This window comes from Kitasatospora sp. Root107 (genome assembly GCF_001424875.1).
GTDB lineage: Bacteria > Actinomycetota > Actinomycetes > Streptomycetales > Streptomycetaceae > Kitasatospora.
In genome coordinates this window covers 45,586-65,024 of record NZ_LMCT01000016.1, presented here as the reverse complement: position 1 = coordinate 65,024, position 19,439 = coordinate 45,586, and the positions used below count along the sequence as shown (strand labels likewise).

Here is a 19,439-nt window from a genome sequence, read left to right as displayed (position 1 = left end):
GCCCGGGCCAGGCGGCGTGGGGACGCGGCTCAGCCGGGCGGACTGGGCGCAGCCTCGATAGCCAGCGGGCCGGACGGCGGCAGCAAGGCGGTCTGGACCAGTGTCCCGCTCCGGTGCCTGTGCGATACGTAGATGCCCCGGCCTGGCGGTAGCGGCTGCAGGCGGACGCCATGGAGCAGTTCGCCCTCCTGCTCATCACCGGAGAGCAGCACACCCTGACCGCCGAGCTCCTTCATGCGCTGCATGATCGGCTCGTACATGGCGCGGCCGGCACCGTTGGAGTTGCGCGCGATGATGATGCGCAGGCCGAGGTCGCGGGCGAACGGCAGATATTCGGCCAGTGGCGCCAGCGGGTTGCCCGAGGAGGTGGCGACCAGCTCGTAGTCGTCCACGATCACGAACATGTCCTTACCGGTGTACCAGCTGCGGTTGCGCAGCTGCTCCGGCGTGACGTCCGGGCCGGGCAGCCGTTGCTCGCAGGCACCGCGCACCGTCTCCGCGATCTCTGCGAGCCGCGGCGCCGATGCCGCGTAGTCCATCAGGTACGCCGTCGGCACCACGCCGAGCAGTGAGCGGCGGTAGTCGCCGACCACGATGCCGGCCTGGTCCGGGGCGTACCGCTGGGTGATCTTCTCGATCAGCAACCGCAGCAACGCGGTCTTACCCGACTCGCTCTCACCGAGGACGATGAGCAGCGGGTCGGTCTCGAAGTCGATGAACACCGGCGCGAGGTCGGTGTCGTCGATGCCGAAGGCGACACCCAGCTCAGGGAATTCGAAGCCGTCGGGCAGCGCAATTTTGTCCAGAACGAGCGGGAGCCTTCCGCCCGTCGGGGGTTGCACAGGCTCGACGGCAGTCAGCCGTTCGAACAGGTCATCCACACTGCCGTGCAGGAGGTCAGGGTCGTCGGCGTCGATCCGACGGTACAGGGCGGTGAGCACCGGGCCGGGTTCGACTCCGAGCTCCTCGACCAGCAGTTGCCGTGCGCCCCGGTATACGTTGCGCGCCTCTGCTGACCTCCGGCATCGGTGCAGGGCGAGCATCTGGAGCGCGCGCAGCCGCTCCCGCAGCGGGTGGTCGGCTGCGAGCAGAGCCAGCTCCCCCGCGCTCTCCTCATGCCGGCCGAGGTCCAGCGCCACCGTGTGCAGCACTTCCAAGGCCGCGATCCGCCGTTCGGCGAGCTCTGCACGCCGCCTCTCGGCATACGGTCCCGGAATACCGGCGAGCGGAGTGCCCTGCCACAACGACAGGGCGGACAACAGGAGTTCGTACGCCCTGTCGAGCGCTCCTGCCGCTCGCGCGGAGGTGGCCTCGGCCATCCGACTGTCGAACTCGGACAGGTCGATCGAAGCGGGCGGCACCATCAGCGCGTAGCCGTCGGCAACGGACATCAGGACCTGATGCGGCTGCCGCACGCGGTGGGAAGGATCGATGACCGCGCGAAGGCGCGACACGTAGGTTCGCACTGCTGCGACGGCCTGCGGCGGTCGATCACCCCAGATTCCGTCGACCAGAGTCTGCACGGTCACCGTCCGCCCGGCGTTCAGCAGGAGGATCGCGAGGACCGCCTGCTGCTGGGGTGGCCCGAGGGACAGGGGCTCGTCACGCCACGCCTTGAGCGGGCCCAGGATCAAGAAGCGCGGGCCCTGGCCGGGCAGCAGCAGGCCGGGATCCTGGGCGAGAATCCGGCCGTACAGGTCCGCGAGCTCCGCGCCCGGCCGGCGGCCGTGTTCCTCGCGGAGAACGCGTTGCGTGTCGATGTAGACGTCCACCGCCTCGGCCGACCGGCCGGAGCGATAGAGCGCGAGCATCAGGAAGGCCCGGAGCCGCTCCCGCAGTGGGTACTCAAACGTGAGTTCCTGCAGCTCGGCCACAAGTTCCGCAGCCTGCCCGAGCCACAACTCCGCCTCGAACCAAACCTCTTGCGCGTCCAGGTGGCGCTCCTGCAGACGGGCCCGCTGCGCCGACGCGAACGGTCCGGGCACGTCTTCCAGCGGCCTGCCCTTCCATACGGCGAGTGCGTCCCGCACGTGCCGCAGGGCAGCGCGCGGGTCGTCGTTCCGAAGGTCCTCGTCGGCACGGTGGAGCTGGTCCTCGAACAGCACCACGTCCACCGCCCCTGCACCGACGCGAAGGGTATGGCCGTCGTTCCCGGACACCAGCACGTCCGGCTCCGCGGATCCTGCATTCAGGGCGCGCCGAATCTGTCGGAGGTACGTCCCCAGCTCTTCGGCGGCCGACCGAGGTGCGCGCTGCCAGACTGCGTCGACCAGCTCCGACGTGGTGACCGGGCGGCCGTGGTTCAGGATCAGCACCGCAAGGACCGCGAGCTGCCGGGGGCTCAGTTCGACGGGGTCCTCTCCGCGCCAGGCGCGCACCGGCCCGAGCACCGTGAACCTCAGCGGCGACTCCGATTCCGACTCAGCCGGACGGTCGGGGCGGCGCAGCACCCCCGGTGAGGCGAGCCGCCGGGCGACTTCGGCCGCGGTCTGCGGTCGCAGGTCGGGGTCCTTCTGCAGCAGCTCACGGACAAGCACGTCCAGCGCCTGCGGCACCTCGGGCTCGATCTGCTGCGGGAACGCCGGAGCCGTGTCGATATGACGACTTGTCAGCAGTGCTTCCGACCGGTCGGTGAACGGCGGTGCACCGGTCAGCATCTCGTACAGCACGCAGCCGAGCGAGTACAGGTCGCTGGTGGGGCCCGCCACGGCGCCACCAGCCTGCTCCGGCGACATGTAACGAGGCGTCACCAGCTCACGGCTGATCTCGACGCTGGTCGTGTCGGACCCACTCCACCTTGGGCCTGCCCAGTCGAAGCCGTAGTCGCAGAGCACGGCCTCGCCCGCTGCCGGGATCAGGATATTGGCGGGCTTGATGTCGTGGTGGACGACGCCGTGATCGTGCAGGTAGTCCAACGCCTCTGCCACCCTGCGCGCGACCGCCACCGCGCGGCTCAGGGGCAGTCGTCCGCCCGCCAGGACGCCCCGGAGGTCCGGGCCGTCGATGAGGTCCAGTACGAGGTAACCCGTGTCGTCCTCGACACCGGCGTCACGCACGGTGGTGATCCCTCGGTGCCGCAGCCCGCGAACCGTCTCGGCCTGACTGAGGAAGCGCGAAAGCCGCCGACTGTCGCGCCCCCCGCGGGAACGGTCGAACAGTTTGACGACGACCGCCGAACCGCCCAGCTCGTCCACCGCCTTCCATACCTCCCCCGCCCCGCCCCGGCCGATCTGCCGAACCAGGCGGTACCGGTCTGCGACGATCCGGCCCGTGTCCTGGCCGGTGCGGTCGTGCGGTGCCGCCCGCCTCGGTGCGACAGACATCTCCCATACCTGGACGAGATCGTCCTGGTCGCCGAGTGACGCGCACTCGTACGGGGAATCGGAGAGGCCGACGATCGTCCTCGCCGCAGCGGGCCCGATGATGCTGAGGACGACGCGATCGGAGCCGTCGAGTTCGCACCGGTACACCAGGCCCGTGCTCTCGGCTACGAGCAGGGCCGACGGTCCGGCCACACGAGGAACCGTGGTCGCGGTCCTCCCGTCGAAGAGCGGGATGTCGGGCCGGGTCGCGCGGAGGGCGATCGGGTCCCAGAGGTGCGTGTGACCCTCGTCGTCCACGGCCCAGAGGGACTGGCTCCGGTCCGCGTGTCCGAAGCCGGCCATCGCGACCGGCCTGCGGGGAAACCCCTGGTGCCGCGCCAGCAAGGATCCGTCCTCGCTACTCCAGCACGACAGTTGGCCATCACGGTCGGCGGTGTAGAGCACGACCCGGCCGTCCTCGTCGCTCAGCGCCGCCATCGCCACGACCTCGGCGGCGTGCCGCAGCGTGATCGGTTCACCGACGACGGACCCGTCGGTCAGGTCATAGAAGTGCACCTGCCCGCTCCGGCCGTACACGGCAAGCCGTAGCTGCCCGGCAGGACTCGGAATCGCCGCCATCGCGACGGCGGGCTCGCGCAGCCGGTAGGTCCGGACGCGGCGCACCGCCGACTCCGTGGCCGAAGCCTCCAGGTCGCCCCCCTGAACGCTGAATCCGGCGATCGCGGTGAGCTCCGCGTCGAGGTCCCACTGCATCAGCAGGCCCGGGTTCCGTGGCAGGATTTCCAGCAACTGCCTCAGTTGCTCGTCCTGTTCACGGCCTGGGCTGAGCTCGTCGAGTCGGAGCCGCAGTTCGTGCAGCAGCTCGTCGTCGGTGAGTTCGCCGAGCGTGATGACCGTGGCGTCGTCGCGAGCCCGAGAGCTGTCCAGCAACCCCGTCGTGACGATCAGGCAGCCCGGTCCGGCGTCGGCGAGACCGAAGCGGACGCCAAGGCTGGTGAGGACGCTGTCCTGGGACAGACCGTCGATGACGATCAACCAGCCCGGGTGCTCGCGCAGCAACTGGCTGAGGGGTGGGAAAGAGGCGGACGGGAGGTCGGCCGGGTCCAGGGCCGATCGCAGCTGTGCGAGTCCAGCGACCACCGAGACGGTGTCTCCGTCGATCCAGTGGATGAAGGAGTGACGTGCCCCGTGCCACTGGATGTACTCCTGCACCAACCGGCGCTTGCCCAGGCCCGGCACGGCCTCGATGACCACCGTTGAATGACGGTCCGCCAGGGCAGCCTGCTCCAGGAGGGCGAGTTTGTGCTGACGGCCGATCATGCGCAGCGGGTCCGGCGGGCTGATGATCGGCGCAGGGCCGAGCAGCTCGTGGCGGATCACTGCCCCCCGGACCGAAGTACCGTCCGCCACCCCGGCACCCGCACCCGCGCCCGCCTCCACAGCAGCGCTCAACGTCCGTGCCAGCGCAGCGTGTTGCCCGCCCGCACCCGCCAGCACCGCCACCGCGACCTCCGCGAACGGCCGACTCCTGGACGGCAGCGCCAGCCCGCCCGCACCGGCGGTCGCCGCGAGCGCGCGGAAGTCCAGCGTCCCGCCGAAGGTGGCGGCGACCCGGCCCGACACCTTGGCGAGGACGCTCTCCAGCACCCGGACTGACTCACTGCGAGTCAACTCCGCCAGCAGTTCCTCCCGCACCGCCTCCCGGAAGTCGTACACCACCTCGTCCGGGTCGAGGGCTTCCTCGCGGAGCTCCAGCAGCCCGGAGAGGAAGAGTTCGGCGAGCTCCTGCTGCCCGGTTCCGGGCAGCGTGGCCTGCTGGACCAGCCGCATCACCGGCAGGCTCAACGGCGCCGCGGCGACGTGGCAGGCGAGCCGGTACGCACCGGGGGAACTGCCGGCCCGGAACCGGGCGACCCGCTCGGCCGCCGTCACCGGTTCCTCAACCGCACGCCCGGGGTGCTGCGGCCGGGGCACACCGCGAACGGGAGCGGCGAGCATGGGTGTCCAGCCGGAGGCCCGGCCGGCCACGACTTCGGCCCAGGGGGCGAGCCATTCGGCGTCGATCTCCAGCACCGGGAGCCAGCGCACCGCCGCCCGCGCCGCACTCCCCCGGGGGCCGCGCGGGATCCCCGGCAGGGCCGCGTCCGAGCGCAGGACCGGGGCGGACTGCCCGTGGGTGGCCGCACGGCCCTCGACGGGAGCGGGGCGCAGGGCCGTCCGGTGCCAGAGCCTGCGGGGCAGCACCTGGAGGACGGCCGCGGGCCGACCGCCGAGAGCGCGGGCGAGGAAGGCGGGGAGTTCCTCGCCGTACCAGGCCGGGCCTACGCCGTCGGTGAGGACGAGCAGGATCCGCCGGCCCAGCGGGTCGGCGAGCGGACGGGCCCAGTTCCGGGCGGGGCCGGACGGCTGCGAGGCGGCCCGGGGCCGTCGACTCCGGCGGCGGAACGGCGTCAGGTGCGGGACGGCGTGGTCGGTGTCCAGGGACCAGCAACGCACGTCCACAAAGGCGCCGTGACGCTCCAACAGGGTCGCGAACTCACCGGCCAGACCGTGCCAGACCGCCATGGTTGCCCCGGTGTCCACCAGCAGGTCGACCGAGAACCGGCGCTGCTGCTCCTGCCGCCAGACGGGCAGCAGCACTCCCACGTCCGCGGTCGAGTCGGCCGTGGCTTCCTCGTCGAGTCCGGCCCGTTCCACGCGCCCGACCGGGTTACGCAGCGGACGCCGCAGCGGACGCAGCGCCCGAGCCAGGCCGAGTGCGCCCGGGAGGGCGGCCGGACGGGTGACCTGGACGGCCTCGCCGCCTCGGGAGCCGACGGGTCCGGTGGCCTCGGCGGCGGCGCGGAGGTCGCCGTAGACCTCGACCCGGGCCCGGGCAGTGCACAGCGCACTGCTCGCGGCGGCGCCGTCCAGGCCGCGGCGTGTCGCCGTGCGGCGCCGCGCCACCGGCGGGCAACGGGGCGAGCCCGGTGAGCCGGGAGATCCAGAGGACGTCCGCCAGATCCTGCGATAGCGGATCGCCGCCGGCCGGCGCGAGCAGCTGCGCAAGCGCCTCCCGCAGGGCAGCCTGCGCCGTCGCATCGGGTTCCCGTTCGTCCACCGAAGGATCCTGCTCGGTCACCGGACGCCGCCTCAGCTCTCGTTCAGCGGGCGCAGCAGCACGTCGTGGATGACGTCACGCCCCGCCCCGCCGTCCCAGAGGCCGCGTTCGGTCATCAGCAGGGCGTTCAGCAGCTGGTCGTTGGCCAGCTCGGCACCGTCCTCGCGCTGCCGGCGCAGGAACTCACTGATCAGCGCGGTGCGGCGCGAGTCGCCCGCCACGTCCTCGCCGAGGTGGGCGGCGACCATGGCGGCGAGCCGCTCCTCGGTGGGCGGCTGGATCTCGAGGCGGACGCAGCGCCGCAACAGCGCCGAGGGGAACTCCCGCTCGCCGTTGCTGGTCAGCACGACCAGGGGGAAGTCGGCGCAGCGCACCTGGCCGTCCCTGACGATCGCCGTGCGGCCGGGGTCGGCGGTGGACACCTCCTGGGCACCCGGGCCGAGGCGCTGGAGCTCCGGGATCTCGAACTCCCCCTCCTCGAACACGTTCAGCAGGTCGTTGGGCAGGTCGATGTCGCTCTTGTCGATCTCGTCGATGAGGACGACCCTCGGGACGCGCCAGGGCAGCAGAGCGGTGCCGAGCGGGCCGAGCCGCAGGAACTGGCCGATCGCGGGAGGCTGCCGTTGACCGTCCTGCGGGGCCCGGATGCCCGCCTCGTGGAGCCGCCCGATGGCGTCGTACGTGTAGAGGCCGTCGCGCAGGGTGGAGCGGCTGCTGATCGGCCAGCGCAGCACCGGGCCGAGCCCCAGCTCGTGGGCGACCGCGTAGGCGAGGGTGGACTTCCCGACGCCCGGTTTGCCGGTGATCAGCAGCGGGCGCCGCAAGTGCAGGGCCAGATTGACGAGTTGAACCTCGCGCTCATCGGCCTGATAGGCCGTCGCCTGCCGGAGGCGGCCGAGCCGACGTGCCGTCAGGCCTTCCGCGTCTTCGGCCGGCGGGCGCGGCAGTTCGTCCTTCCGTTCGACCCAGTCGCCGAAAGCACGCCAGACCGGGGCCGGCGGCAGGGCCTCGATGCAGGGGTGCGGCACGCCAGTGCCTTGGTAGATCAACCAGTTGTCGGGCATCGCTACCGCCTCGTGATCGGTCGTCATCTGATCGGTCGCCATCTGTCACGCCATCCCCGGGTAGGGGGCGTCCTGGTCGGGGTCCACACAGTCGGGGTCGTCCCAGAGCAGGGTGATGCCCTCCTGGCTCACCGCCGCCCGGGTCAGCTTCCGGTACTGGTGGACCGCCTCCGGCAGTTGCGCCAGCGAGCGCGGGCGCCGCGCACGCAAGGCGGTCACCAGGTCCGCCGGATCGCCCGCCACCCGGCGCCAGAGCATCACCGGCACCCCGTCGATGAAGATCGCTTCGTCCACGGCACGGCGCACCCGGGGGTCGAGTTCCTCGTACGGGGTGTCCAGCCCCATGCAGGCCAGGGTGGGCCGGCCGGCCAGCCACTGGGACAGTTCGGCGGCCCGTTCCGGCAGCAGCGAGGGCCAGCCGATCTGGTCCAGCACGTCCTGCTCGATGGTCTCGGCGAACATGTGCTGCCACCGCTCGCGCCACGGGACGGGGTCCAGCCACGGGTCGGTGTAGCGGTCCAGGGAGCGCACCACCACCGGGTGGTGGTGCCCGAGCCGCTGCCCGTTCCGGCTCGGGGACCAGAGTTCGGCGGTGTGGCCGAGCAGTGAGGCCGGCAGCAGGAACTCGATCCGGACGGGGTCTCCGGCGGCGGCCCGCATCGCGCCCAAGAGGGCTTCCCAGCCTGCCAGTCGGGCGCTGCCAGCCGTGATGAGTTCGTCCTTGGCGAGCGACTCGGTGACGCCGAGGGTGTCGATCCGCCGGAACCGGCCGCCGGCCAGCGGCTGGCGGTAGAAGGAGGCCCGCAGCAGGTAGCGGCTGTTGTCGATGTGCTCGGGCGTCTCGGGGTCCAGCCGGATCTGCACGATCAGGCGGCTCGTCCGGGCGGCGGCGGGCGCGCGGTCGGTGCTGCCCATCTTGCTCAACAGCGACCGTAGCAAGGAGAGTTCGGGCTGCTCTTCGAGCGCAGGGTCGGTGCTCACCGCATGCAGGAAGTACAGCACCGGACCGGGGTCGACGGCACCGCGCCGGTCCAGCAGCCGCCGCAGGATCTCCGGCAGGGTCGCTCCGGCTGGCAGCAGCGCCAACCCGCCGACCCCCTCGGGCAGATGGCGCCTGAGCTGCTCGGGGCCGGGCGACGGCGTCAGCGCCCGCAGGAGCTGGACGACCTTCAGCAGGGCCTCGGTGGGCAGTCCGCTCTCCCCCCTCAGCACCAGCGCGGTCAACTCCAGCCAGGCCAGCGCCCCGTCCTGCGGCGCCTGCTCGTGGAGCGCCCCGCACAGAGCCCCGAGCGCCGCCGCCGGGTCGCGGTGGCAACCGACTCCGGACACGATCTCCCGTACGTGGGCCCGGGCTTCGGGAAGTTCCTCGATGTCCGCGTCGATGCCCGGGCAGTACGCCGAGCGGCCCATCGTCTCCAGGAAGTCCTGACGGAAGTTCAGCCGGGAGATCCGCTGGAAGCTGAGCAGGATCTCGGACAGCAGCCGGTCGGCGCGGTCGGGCCACCCGGCGGCCCGACTCCGCTGCCCGTCGCCGGACGGTCTCCCTCCGTACACTCCTGCGTCCATCGCCCTACCTGCTCTCCCAGCCCCCGACCGCCCGCCCGATGACGGTCCGGAGATCCTCCAACGCGCCGTCGTACGGGACCAGTTCCTCCATCGCCGTGTACACCGCCCGCAGCGCGGCCCGCCCGTCCCGGTGGTGTCGGCAGCGGCGCACGATGCGGCTCAGGTGGTCGCGGCGGTCGGCACGCTCGTCGGCCTCGAAGGAGTGCGGCAGGTTGAGGTGGTCCCCCATCTTCTCCAGCAGGTCGAAGCGGCCGTCGGCGCGGGCCGTCACCGGGAACGCCATCAGGACCTCGACCAGCTCGGCATCACTCGGCAGCGCTCCGGGCCGGTCCCCCGGGGGCCCTACGCCCTGCCGGGCCGCCGCCGGACCGAGCACGGCGGTCAGCGCCGCCAGCGGGACGTACCAGCCGCCCAGGTCCTGCTTGTAGGAGCGGCTGCCCTTGAGGACACCCGCCACCAGGCCGTCCGGACCCACCACCATGCTGCCGCTGAAGCCCGGCTGGACAGCACCGTGCACCCGGACGAAGGGCCCCGAGAGGCCGACCACCTGCAGCGCCAGGGTGTCCGGTTCGACCCCCGGCGAGGGGGTGTGGGTGGAGAAACCGAGGGCGGTCAGCCGGGTGCCGGGCTCGGCCTCGGCGCCCGCGAGCGGGGCCACCACCTGGCCCTCCAGAGCAGGGACGGTGAGCAGGGCGAGGTCGGGGTACGCGTGGAACCGGCCGTCCCCTGCGGTGTCTGGCTCCATGCGGACGGCCTCCGCCGCCACCAGGTACTCGCCGGTCCCGTGCCGGACGGCCACGGCGTCGATGGCGCCCTCCCGGTCGGCCTGGAGCACGTGCGCGCAGGTCACCACCAGGCCCGGGGCGGCCAGGAATCCGCTGCCCCGGAAGGCGCCCGCGACCTCGACCCGGACCGCACAGCGGTGCAGGGCGTCGGCGTGCGCCCGGCCCAGGTGTGGCCCGCTCACTCCCCGGCGGCGGGGGCCGGGCCGGCTCCGGAGGCCGGGTTCGCACGCTCACGTCGGGCCGCGAGGTCCCAGGAGAGCCGGACGGTCAGCCCGGCCTCGCTGCCGGCCTCCGCGATGATCCCGAGCAACTGGCCCGACTTGACCGCCAGTTTGAGCCCGAACTCAACCTCGAAGGAGTCCGGCGAACCCGCCTGGCCCTGAGTGATGGACTCCGCCGCCCACCGGCCGATCCCCTGAACCGTGCCGCGGACCTGGTCGAGCGTGAGCGCCACGGCCGAGCCGACCTGCGCGGCGCGGTTCCGCAGGCCGACATCCCCGAAGTCGGAGTCGTCCCCGTCAGGCTGGAAGTTCACCTCGCCGATGACTTCGGCGCGCACGGTCGTACCGTCTCCCAGCTCGATCGTCTCGAGCGTCACCACCCCGGCCACCTGGACTCCCTCCCACCGCGACCAACAACCGTCCGACAGAATACCGCCGCCGGTCACCCCACGCCGGTCCCCCCGGAACGGGTCTGATGCTCCGTCAGTACGTGACACGGGCCCGGCGGACCGCTGCCTTGACCTGACTCTATCCGGCCGCCGGGGAGGAGATCTCCGGATACCCGGAACTGGGCGGCGGCCCGAGCATGGCGAACCCTGCGGGACCCTGCTACCCGGGGAGACGGAAGCCGTTGAAGAGGTCGTCCATGCCGCGCAGGGCCAGCCGGGCGGGAGTGGCACGGATCGCGAGGTCGCGGGCTGCCGCCACGAGCGGGTTGCGGAGGCTGCCCAGGCGGCCGGCCCGGCGGGCGCGGACCCGGAGCGCGTCGGTGCGGTCGCGGCGGGCGGCGGTATACGCGACGAGGGCGGCCGGGACGGAGTCTGATCCGTCGTCACCGTCTCCGGCGGGCAGCAGGTGGGCGAGGACCACCGCGTCCTCGATGGCCTGGCAACCGCCCTGGCCGAGGTTGGGCGCCATGGCGTGGGCGGCGTCGCCGACCCAGGCGATCGAGCCGAAGCGACGGCGGAGCTCGGCGCGGGGGTCGGCCGACCGGGTGCCGACCGGGACGATGGCGGTGGCGTAGAGGTAGTACCGGCCGTCGGAGAGCGGGGTCACGCCGAACCGCTCGCCCCGCCCCCAGGTCTCGCTCATCGCCGGTATCCGGAGGTCCGGGGCGTCCACGATGGTCCGCCAGGCGGTCTCGCCGATGTAGTGAAGGCCGGGATGGGCAGGGAAGTACACGCGGCGCAGCGGGCTGTGGATACCGTCTGCGGCGACGACCAGATCGGCGGAAAGGTCCGGGCCGTCGGCCGTACGGACGGTCGGGCGGCCCGCGGCGTCGTCGACGGCGGTCACGGCGGTGCCGTAGCGGATGGCCTCCGGCGGCAGTGCGGCGGCCAGGGCGGCGGTGAGGGCGGACCGCGGGACGGCGATCGGGGGCACGCCGTAGCGGGCCGCCATGTCGGCGGTGTCGGTCCGGGTGAGCCACCGGCCGTCGGAGCGGCGCAGGCCCATCGTCGCGGGGACGGCGCTGCCGACGGCGTGGGCGGCGTCGATGCCGATGGTGCCGAGTGCGCGCAGTGCGTTGGGGGCGAGGCCGATGCCGGCGCCGGTTATGGGGAGTTCGGGGGCGCGTTCGCAGACGGTGACGTGCCAGCCTCGGCGGTGCAGTGCGATGGCGGCCGTGAGGCCGCCTATGCCGGCTCCGACCACCACCGCTTGACGTTCCGGCATGGCACACCTATCCGTTCGGTCCAGGCGTTCGCGACGCTTGCGGAGCCCTCACTCTACAGCTGTAGAGTGAGGGCATGTCCAGCCCTGACCGCCGCACCCTCATCGCGGACACCGCGATCGCCACCGTGGCCGCAGCCGGCCTGCGCGGGCTCACGCACCGCGCGATCGACACCGCTGCGGGCCTGCCCGCAGGCAGCACCTCGTACTACTTCCGCACCCGCACGGCGCTGATCGGCGCATGCTACGCGCGCCTCGCGGAACTGGACCTGGACGACCTCGAGTTGAGGCAACCGGTCTCCCGGGAGGAGGCCGCGGCCGCACTCGGGGCACTGCTGCACCGTTGGCTGACCACGGGCCGCGAGCGCCAACTCGCCCGCTACGAGCTCATCCTCGAGGCTGCGCGCACACCGGAGTTGGAGTCGGCTCTCCACCAGGCGGGCCTGGCGGCCCGCGCCCGTGCGGCCACCCTCCTCGCGGCGCTGGGCGCCACCCGGCCCCAGGAGGCCGCCGAACTACTGGTCGCCTGGACCGAGGGCCTGCTCTTCGACCGCCTCGCCGGCGCGATGGCCCGCACCCGGCCCGCACCGGAACCGGCCGAACTCACGGCGGTGGTCCGCCGGATGCTCGACGCTGCCCTGGCCGGCTAGGAGTCTGAGTACGGGTACTCATGCATTCGTGTACGAGGCGCGCGAGGGTGGCAGGACGCCATGCAGACAGGTGTACTGACGCACCGTCATGACCACCTCGGAAGGGGAACGCCTTGCGCGTCACAGGACCACGCCCGTCCCGCCGCACCGCACTCGCTCTCGGCACCGGCGCGGCACTCTCCGCCGCCCTGTCCCTCGGCGGAACGGCGCACGCCTCACCTGGCGGGGACGGCATCACCTCGCGGCTGAGGGAGCTCGAGCAGCAGCACTCCGCCCGCCTGGGGGTGTTCGCCCGCAACATGCGCACGGGCAGGACGGTGGCGTACCGCGCGGACGAACGTTTCCCGATGTGCTCGCTGTTCAAGACGGTCGCCGTCGCGGCCGTGCTGCGCGACCTCGACCACGACGGCGAGTTCCTGGCCAAGCGCATCCGGTACACCGCGGAGTACGTGAAGAAGTCGGGCTACTCCCCTCGCACCGGCCGAGCCGAGAACCTCGAAAGCGGCATGACCGTCGCCCAACTGTGCGACGCAGCCATCTGTTACAGCGACAACACCGCAGGAAACCTGCTGCTCCGCGAGCTCGGGGGACCGACCGCCCTCACCCGGTTCTGCCGCTCGATCGGGAACGGCAGGACTCGGCTAGACCGATGGGAGCCCGAGCTCAACTCGGCAGAACCATCGCGCGTCACCGACACCACCACCCCCCGCGCCATCGGCCGAACCTACGCTCACCTCACGCTCGGCGACGCCCTCACACCCCAGGACCGGGAACGGCTCACCGGCTGGCTGCTCGCCAACACGACCAGCGGCGAAAGGTTCCGCGCCGGCCTCCCCGGCGACTGGATTCTCGCCGACAAGACCGGCGGCGGACGGTACGGGGGCAACAACGACGCGGGCGTCACCTGGCCGCCGGATGGCGGACCGATCGTGATGGCCGTCCTGACCACCAAGCACGTGGAAGACGCACCGGCCGACCATCCGCTGGTGGCCAGGACCGCCGCAATGCTGGCGGCGGAACTCATCTAGGGTCAGCCGATGGTTGGCGGACAGAATAGTCTCCACCCGCTGCCGAAACTTCTTCGAGAATGCGCAGTTACGGGGCGATTCTTCCAGGCTGCTCGGTTTTGCTCGGGTTATTCTGTGACTCTTGTGGGCCGGTCGGACGGATCAGTAGCCTGAGGCATTCCCGATGAAAGGCAGCAGACCCGTGCAACCTTTCCGCATAGATATCCCACAGGCTGATCTCGACGACCTGCACCGGCGACTGGAGCAGACCCGGTGGCCGGACGAGGTGGCCGGCGCAGGCTGGTCGCGGGGTGTTCCCGTCGGCTATCTGAAGGACTTGGCGGAGCACTGGCGCGTCGGTTTCGACTGGCGGGCGATGGAATCCCGGATCAACGAACTCCCTCAGTTCACCACGGAGATCGACGGTGCGAATATCCACTTCCTGCACGTCACGTCGCCCGAGCCGGACGCCAGGCCGCTGCTGATCACGCACGGCTGGCCGAGCACCTTCGTCGAGTTCCTGGACGTGGTCGGCCCGCTGACCGATCCGCGCGCGCACGGTGGTGACCCGGCGGACGCGTTCCACCTGGTGATCCCGACCATTCCCGGCTTCGGCTTCTCCGGCCCCGTCCGCGAGGCCGGCTGGGACCACTACCGGGTGGCGCGGGCGTGGAAGGAGCTGATGGCCCGACTGGGCTACGAGCGGTACGTGGTGCAGGGCGGCGACTGGGGCATGATGGTGTCGCTGGAGCTGTGCATGGCCGACCCCGACCACGTGGCAGGCGTGCACGTGAACTCGCTGGTGACCTTCCCGCCACCAGACCCGGCCGAGCTGGCCGACCTCGGGGAGGCGGAGAAGCAGCGGCTGGGCAAGCTGATGTACTTCGACCTGGAGCTGTCGGCGCACCTGAAGCTCCTGGCCACGCGCCCGCAGACGGTGGCCTACGGCCTCACCGACTCACCGGTCGGCCAGCTCGCGTGGATCATGGAAAAGTACCGCGAGTGGACCGACTCCGACCTGGTGCCCGAGGACGCGATCGACCGCGACCTGATGCTGGCGAACGTCACCGTCTTCTGGCTGACCGCGACGGCGGGCTCGTCGGCCCAGCTGTACTACGAGTCGCTGGACCGCACCCACCCGAACATCGCCGCCCGCCTGGGCGGCCCGTGGGAACTGACGATGCCGGCGGGTGTCGCGGTCTTCCCGCACGACGCCGCCCTCCCGTTGCGCCGGTTCGCCGACCGGGTGCTGCCGACGATCACGCACTGGTCGGAGTTCGACCGCGGTGGCCACTTCCCCGCGATGGAGGAGCCGGACCTGTACGTGGCGGATGTCCGGGCCTTCACCCGGTCCCTCGGGAAGGACTGAACTCCCGCGCGCCGAACCCGAACCGAACCCGAATCGCCGCCGGCGCAGCTGCCGGCGGCGGTTTCGCGTGAATGGCAGCAAGAGGAGGGGTGTCCGCCCCGGACACCCCTCCGAACCTGACCCCGCCTCAGATCAGGTGCGTGTTGGGCTCCAGCCCGCACAGCACGCGCCCGTACAGCTCGAGGTTCGTGTTCGGGTGCAGGACCCCGTGCAGGCTGAGCGCCTGGATGTCCCGCTCGATGCGCTGCATCGGCTGGTCGGAGTAGATGGACGACCCGCCGCTGGCGGTGTTGAGGATGTCCACCGCCTCCTTGGCCCGCTGGGTGGACGCTCCCATCTCCACCCGCGCGAGGGCCCGCTCCTCCATCGACCAGGCCTCGCCGTTGCCGACCTTGCTGTCCACGCGCTCGGCCGCGCGGCGCACGTGGAACTCGGCCTCGTCGATCTTCATCGCCGCCTCGGCCACCTGAAGATGAGTCAGGGGTGCCTCGGCCTGGCGCTCGTACCCGGTGTAGGCGATCTTGCGGTTCGGCAGCCGCTCGAAGAAGGCCTCCCGGGCGGCCTTGGCCATGCCCAGCGGAACGGCGGCGGCACCGGCGGCCGTGATCGGCGAGAACGGCGCCTGCCACATCAGGGACCCGGCGTTCAGCTGGGAGCAGTGCTGGTTCTGCAGCACCAGCGGGAGCATCGGCAGGATGCGCCCCTCGGGGATGAACAGCTCCTTCGCCACGGTCGTCACGCTGCCCGTGCCACGCAGGCCCACGGTGCGCCAGTCGTCGACGATCGTCAGATCCGAGGTTGGCACGGCGATCATCACGGGGGCGAAAGCGCCGTCCGCACCGGCCAGCACGGCCGAGTGGATGAACCACTGGCTGTGCAGCACGCCGGTGCTGAACGCCCACTTGCCGTTGAGGACCGCCCCGCAACCGGCCGGCACGGCGACACCGTTCGGGCTGACGCTGCTGCCGATCCGGACGTCGGGGTCGGCGAAGATCTCGTCCTGCACCTCGTCCGGGAACAGCCCGGCCAGCCAGGAGCTGATCGTCATCGTGCTCACGGTCCACCCGACGGAGCCGTCGCCACGTGCGAGCTCGGAGATCACGTCGCACACCGTGCGCACATCGGACTCGAAGCCGCCGTAGCGGATCGGGACCCGCATCTTCATCAGGCCGGCGTCGGCAACCCCCTGAAGCACCTCCTCGTGCAGGACCCGGTTCTCCTCCTGCCAAGCGGCGTGCTTTCGCACCAGGGGGACCAGCTCGGTTGCCCGACGGACAAGCTCAGCGCTCGCCGGCGCCTCGGTGGTCGTCATCTGTGCTCCTCAATACAGTGACAGTGACAGCGACATAAAAGAGGTAAGTTCTTGTCCCGGCTGAGCACCGAATTCACCACGGGTCGCAGCTACTCTGGCACTGTTTCGCATTCGCGCACTTCTCCCAAGTTGCCGAGTTCCGGAAAACCGCTGCAGGCAAATTGAATTCGCCGTCAGATGGTGTAACCGCCGTCCACGGCGAGGGTGGTGCCGGTGATGTAGCGGCCGCCGGGGCCGGCCAGGTAGGCCACCGCGGCGGCGATGTCCTCGGCCTCGCCGTAGCGGCCCAGGGCGGTGAGCGAACGCTGGAAATCGGCGGTCTCACCGGCAGCCGAGTTCATGTCGGTGTCGATCGGACCCGGGTCCACGATGGAGACGGTGATTCCGCGCGGACCGAGCTCCCGGGCAAGTCCCTTGGTCAGGCCGACGAGTGCGGACTTGGCCGTCGCCTGCAGGACGAAGTTGGCGCCAGGTACACGCCCGTTGAAGCACGACCCGATGCTGATGATCCGTCCGCCATCACCCATGTGCCGGGCCGCGGCCTGGGCGGCCAGGAACACCGACCGGATGTCCACGGCGAGCACCCGGTCCAGTTCGGTGACCGACACCTCGGCCAACGGGCCGTAGGTGAGGAAGCCCGCATTGTTCACCAGGATGTCGATCCGGCCCAGCTCGCGGACCGTCTGCTCCACCGCCTCCGCCGCAGCGGTCGGGTCTGTCAGGTCGGCCTGCATGACCACGGCCCTGCCGCCGGCCGCCTCGATCTGCTGGGCGACCTCGCGCGCCTGGTCCGCCGCTTGGACGTAGGTCAGCGCCACCGCCGCCCCCTCGTCGGCCAACCTCCTCGCTGTCGCCGCTCCGATCCCTCGGCTGCCGCCGGTCACCAGCGCCACCTTGCCGGTCAGGTCACTCATCTCTGCTTCCCTCCGTAGACCGTCTGTTCGGTACGCCGACAGGGTAGAAGTTGACACCGGCGTCAGGTTCAAGTCCTCCTCGCACGGCGGCGGGTGGGCGGTCGGCCGCGTCGTACGCGGCCGGGCAGGACGCACAGTGCGCCCATCACCCCAGGTGACGGCCTGCGCACCTTGGGTGGCGACCGGCGGTGATCCCCCCTAGCGTCGACAGGGTCGCCCATTCCGCCCGCCCGCCGGTACCGGCGGGCTCCGAAGACAGGTCACGACCCCATGCCCATCCGACCGGCCCACTCCCTGGCCGCCACCGCCGCCGCCGTACTGCTGTCCAGCCTGGGAGCGGCCCCGCCGGCCCAGGCCGCGAGCCCACTGCACGTGGTTCACCCCGGCGAGTCGATCCAGCAGGCGGTCGACGGTGCCAGGCCCGGGGACATCGTCCAACTCCTGCCGGGCACCTATCGGGAGAGCGTCCAGATCAGCGTCCCGAACCTGACGGTCCGTGGGATCGGCCCGGCCACCGTGATCGCGCCGCCTTCGACGCAGGCCCAGTCCGCCTGCGCCACGGCCGGGCACGGCGTCTGCGTCACCGGCACGGCGGACCGGATCGTCTCCGGGGTCCGGATCGAGTCGCTGGCGGTGGAGGGCTTCCGGAAGAACGGCCTCTCCGCCTCCCGGACCGACCGGCTGTCCGTGCACCGCGTACTGGTGCGGGACAACGGCCAGCAGGGCATCAGCCTGGAGCGGTCCACCCGAGCCGTGATCACCGACAACGAGGCCCGGGACAACGGCCAGTCCGGCGTCTTCCTGGCGAACTCGGTCGACGAGGAGGGTGGCGCCCTCGACACCCGGGGCACCGAGATCAGCCACAACCGGCTGGTCGGCAACCGCATCGGCGTCGTGCTCCGCCGCACCAGGGAGCTGACGGTCGACCACAACAGCATCACCGCCAACTGCGGCGGGGTGTTCGTGGTGGGCGACGAAGGCGTCCCCCGGGCCGGCTCGCTGACCGTCCGTCAGAACCACGTGTACGAGAACAACAAGTACTGCCCGCCCACCCCCCGGCTCGGGTACATCCAGGGCACCGGGATTCTGCTCACCGGCGCGGAGGACACCCTGGTGACGGGCAACCGGGTGGAGGACAACGACGGCGCGTCGGAGATGTCCGGCGGCATCGTGCTCTTCCGCAGCGTCGTGGGCTCCCCCAGCTCCCGGATCACCGTCCGGGACAACGTCGCCCTGCGCAACGGCCCTGCCGACCTCGCCGACCGCGACACCGGGGCGGGCCACACCTTCGTCGGGAACACCTGCGGCGTCTCCGAGCCGACCGGCCGCTGCTGACTCCCGGGCTCCCGAGCTCCCGGACTCCCCTCCCAGAGAGGCCCTCATGACCACCGCACAGCACCACTCCCCCTCCCCGCAGTCCGCGATGCGACTGCGCGAGCTCGTCTTCGGCGCGGCCTGTGCCGCTGCGGTCCGCGCGGCCGCCTCGCTGCGGATCGCCGACGTCCTGGACGAGGAACCGATGACGGCCGACGAACTCGCCGCAGCCGTCCAGGCCGAACCGAAACCCCTGCGCCGCCTGCTCCGCGCGCTGTCCTGCTACGGCGTCTTCACCGAGACGGACGACGACCGCTTCGCCCACACCGACATGTCCCGGCAGCTCCGCGAGGACGCCCCGAACAGCCTCCGGTACATCGCCCTGTGGTGCACGGAGCCGTGGACCTGGGATGCCTGGCCCCGGCTGGACGACGCGGTCCGCACCGGCCGGAACATCTTCCCCGACCTGTACGGCAAGGAGTTCTTCGACTACCTGCACGACGACGCCGACGACTCGGCCCAGGTGTTCAACAAGGCGATGACCCACTCCAGCCGGCAGTCCGCGGCGGATCTGGCCGCCTTCCTGGACCTTGACGGTGTGTCGAGCGTGGTGGACATCGGCGGCGGCCAGGGACACGTGCTGGCCGGCCTGCTGGAGAAGTACCCCGGGCTCCACGGGGCCCTCCTCGACCTGCCCCAGGTGGTCGCCCACGCCGACCCACGGCTCCGCGAGGGCGGTCCGCTGGCCGACCGGGCGCAGCTGGTGCCGGGCGACTGCCGGGTCGAGATCCCGGTCCGGGCCGACCTCTACATCATCAAGAACATCCTGGAGTGGGACGACGAGAGCACTCGCCGTACGCTGCGCAACGTGGTGGCGGCCGCCCGCCCGGGGGCCCGGGTGGTGGTGGTCGAGAACCTCGTCGACGACAGTCCGTCGATGAGGTTCACCACCGGGATGGACCTGATGCTGCTGCTCAACGTCGGCGGGGCGAAGCACTCCAGGGCGAGCCTGCTCACCCTGCTGGGCGAGGCCGGGCTGCAGGTCCGGGACGTCCGGCCGGTGAACCCGTACCTGCACGCGTTCGACTGCACGCTGCCTGTCTGACCTCCCGCACAACGCGATCCGGCCTCGCCCACCAGGGC

General features: G+C 71.5%; 13 protein-coding genes. 5 read left to right on the top strand and 8 right to left on the bottom strand.

Features of this window, described 5'->3' with window-relative positions:
* Positions 1-29: 29 nt before the first annotated feature.
* The 6 genes from ASC99_RS16700 to ASC99_RS16675 form a co-directional block, all read right to left on the bottom strand.
* Complete coding sequence (locus ASC99_RS16700) at positions 30-6,404, bottom strand: SAV_2336 N-terminal domain-related protein (protein ID WP_304440741.1); 6,375 nt, start codon at positions 6,402-6,404, stop codon at positions 30-32.
* Between the two features lie 51 nt (positions 6,405-6,455).
* Positions 6,456-7,514 (bottom strand): MoxR family ATPase, encoded by a 1,059-nt coding sequence (locus ASC99_RS16695; protein WP_235502631.1) that lies wholly within the window; start codon positions 7,512-7,514, stop codon positions 6,456-6,458.
* An 18-nt stretch (positions 7,515-7,532) separates the two neighbouring features.
* Complete coding sequence (locus ASC99_RS16690; protein WP_157531584.1) at positions 7,533-9,053, bottom strand: hypothetical protein; 1,521 nt, start codon at positions 9,051-9,053, stop codon at positions 7,533-7,535.
* Positions 9,054-9,057: 4 nt separating this feature from the next.
* The gene (locus ASC99_RS16685; RefSeq protein WP_057232845.1) at positions 9,058-10,020 is read right to left on the bottom strand and encodes a trypsin-like peptidase domain-containing protein; all 963 of its coding nucleotides are present in this window, start codon (positions 10,018-10,020) and stop codon (positions 9,058-9,060) included.
* The gene (locus ASC99_RS16680) at positions 10,017-10,436 is read right to left on the bottom strand and encodes a CU044_2847 family protein (RefSeq protein ID WP_157531583.1); all 420 of its coding nucleotides are present in this window, start codon (positions 10,434-10,436) and stop codon (positions 10,017-10,019) included. Before ASC99_RS16680 ends, ASC99_RS16685 begins: the two co-directional genes overlap by 4 nt.
* Before the next feature lie 232 nt (positions 10,437-10,668).
* Positions 10,669-11,733, bottom strand: coding sequence for an FAD-dependent monooxygenase (locus ASC99_RS16675; RefSeq protein ID WP_057232841.1), 1,065 nt, complete (start codon positions 11,731-11,733; stop codon positions 10,669-10,671).
* Between the two features lie 74 nt (positions 11,734-11,807).
* Between ASC99_RS16675 and ASC99_RS16670 the strand changes: the two genes are divergently transcribed.
* The 3 genes from ASC99_RS16670 to ASC99_RS16660 all read left to right on the top strand — a co-directional run bounded on the left by ASC99_RS16670 (position 11,808) and on the right by ASC99_RS16660 (position 14,756).
* Positions 11,808-12,380: a TetR/AcrR family transcriptional regulator gene (locus ASC99_RS16670; RefSeq protein WP_057232839.1), complete on the top strand. Its 573-nt coding sequence runs from the start codon at positions 11,808-11,810 to the stop codon at positions 12,378-12,380.
* Between the two features lie 113 nt (positions 12,381-12,493).
* Positions 12,494-13,408: a class A beta-lactamase gene (bla, locus tag ASC99_RS16665; protein ID WP_057232837.1), complete on the top strand. Its 915-nt coding sequence runs from the start codon at positions 12,494-12,496 to the stop codon at positions 13,406-13,408.
* Between the two features lie 181 nt (positions 13,409-13,589).
* The gene (locus ASC99_RS16660; protein ID WP_057232835.1) at positions 13,590-14,756 is read left to right on the top strand and encodes an epoxide hydrolase family protein; all 1,167 of its coding nucleotides are present in this window, start codon (positions 13,590-13,592) and stop codon (positions 14,754-14,756) included.
* 127 nt (positions 14,757-14,883) lie between these two features.
* On the opposite strand, the gene ASC99_RS16655 is transcribed toward ASC99_RS16660, so the two are convergent.
* Positions 14,884-16,068, bottom strand: a complete 1,185-nt coding sequence (locus ASC99_RS16655) for an acyl-CoA dehydrogenase family protein (RefSeq protein ID WP_057232833.1) — start codon at positions 16,066-16,068, stop codon at positions 14,884-14,886.
* 173 nt (positions 16,069-16,241) lie between these two features.
* Positions 16,242-16,982: an SDR family NAD(P)-dependent oxidoreductase gene (locus tag ASC99_RS16650; RefSeq protein WP_057232831.1), complete on the bottom strand. Its 741-nt coding sequence runs from the start codon at positions 16,980-16,982 to the stop codon at positions 16,242-16,244.
* 270 nt (positions 16,983-17,252) lie between these two features.
* Between ASC99_RS16650 and ASC99_RS16645 the strand changes: the two genes are divergently transcribed.
* Together ASC99_RS16645 and ASC99_RS16640 are read left to right on the top strand one after the other, a co-directional pair.
* On the top strand, positions 17,253-18,317 hold the full coding sequence (locus tag ASC99_RS16645) for a nitrous oxide reductase family maturation protein NosD (protein WP_057232829.1): 1,065 nt from the start codon (positions 17,253-17,255) through the stop codon (positions 18,315-18,317).
* A gap of 46 nt (positions 18,318-18,363) precedes the next feature.
* A complete protein-coding gene (locus ASC99_RS16640) occupies positions 18,364-19,401 on the top strand; it encodes a methyltransferase (RefSeq protein WP_057232828.1) in 1,038 nt (345 codons plus the stop codon).
* Positions 19,402-19,439: the final 38 nt, after the last annotated feature.

Coding starts and splice junctions, on each gene's coding strand:
- ASC99_RS16700 (WP_304440741.1), bottom strand. CDS start 6,404: ATGCGACGGCGCAGGCTGCCCTGCGGGAGGCGCTTGCGCAGCTGCTCG.
- ASC99_RS16695 (WP_235502631.1), bottom strand. CDS start 7,514: ATGACGACCGATCACGAGGCGGTAGCGATGCCCGACAACTGGTTGATC.
- ASC99_RS16690 (WP_157531584.1), bottom strand. CDS start 9,053: ATGGACGCAGGAGTGTACGGAGGGAGACCGTCCGGCGACGGGCAGCGG.
- ASC99_RS16675 (WP_057232841.1), bottom strand. CDS start 11,733: ATGCCGGAACGTCAAGCGGTGGTGGTCGGAGCCGGCATAGGCGGCCTC.
- ASC99_RS16670 (WP_057232839.1), top strand. CDS start 11,808: ATGTCCAGCCCTGACCGCCGCACCCTCATCGCGGACACCGCGATCGCC.
- ASC99_RS16655 (WP_057232833.1), bottom strand. CDS start 16,068: ATGACGACCACCGAGGCGCCGGCGAGCGCTGAGCTTGTCCGTCGGGCA.
- ASC99_RS16650 (WP_057232831.1), bottom strand. CDS start 16,982: ATGAGTGACCTGACCGGCAAGGTGGCGCTGGTGACCGGCGGCAGCCGA.
- ASC99_RS16645 (WP_057232829.1), top strand. CDS start 17,253: ATGCCCATCCGACCGGCCCACTCCCTGGCCGCCACCGCCGCCGCCGTA.
- ASC99_RS16640 (WP_057232828.1), top strand. CDS start 18,364: ATGACCACCGCACAGCACCACTCCCCCTCCCCGCAGTCCGCGATGCGA.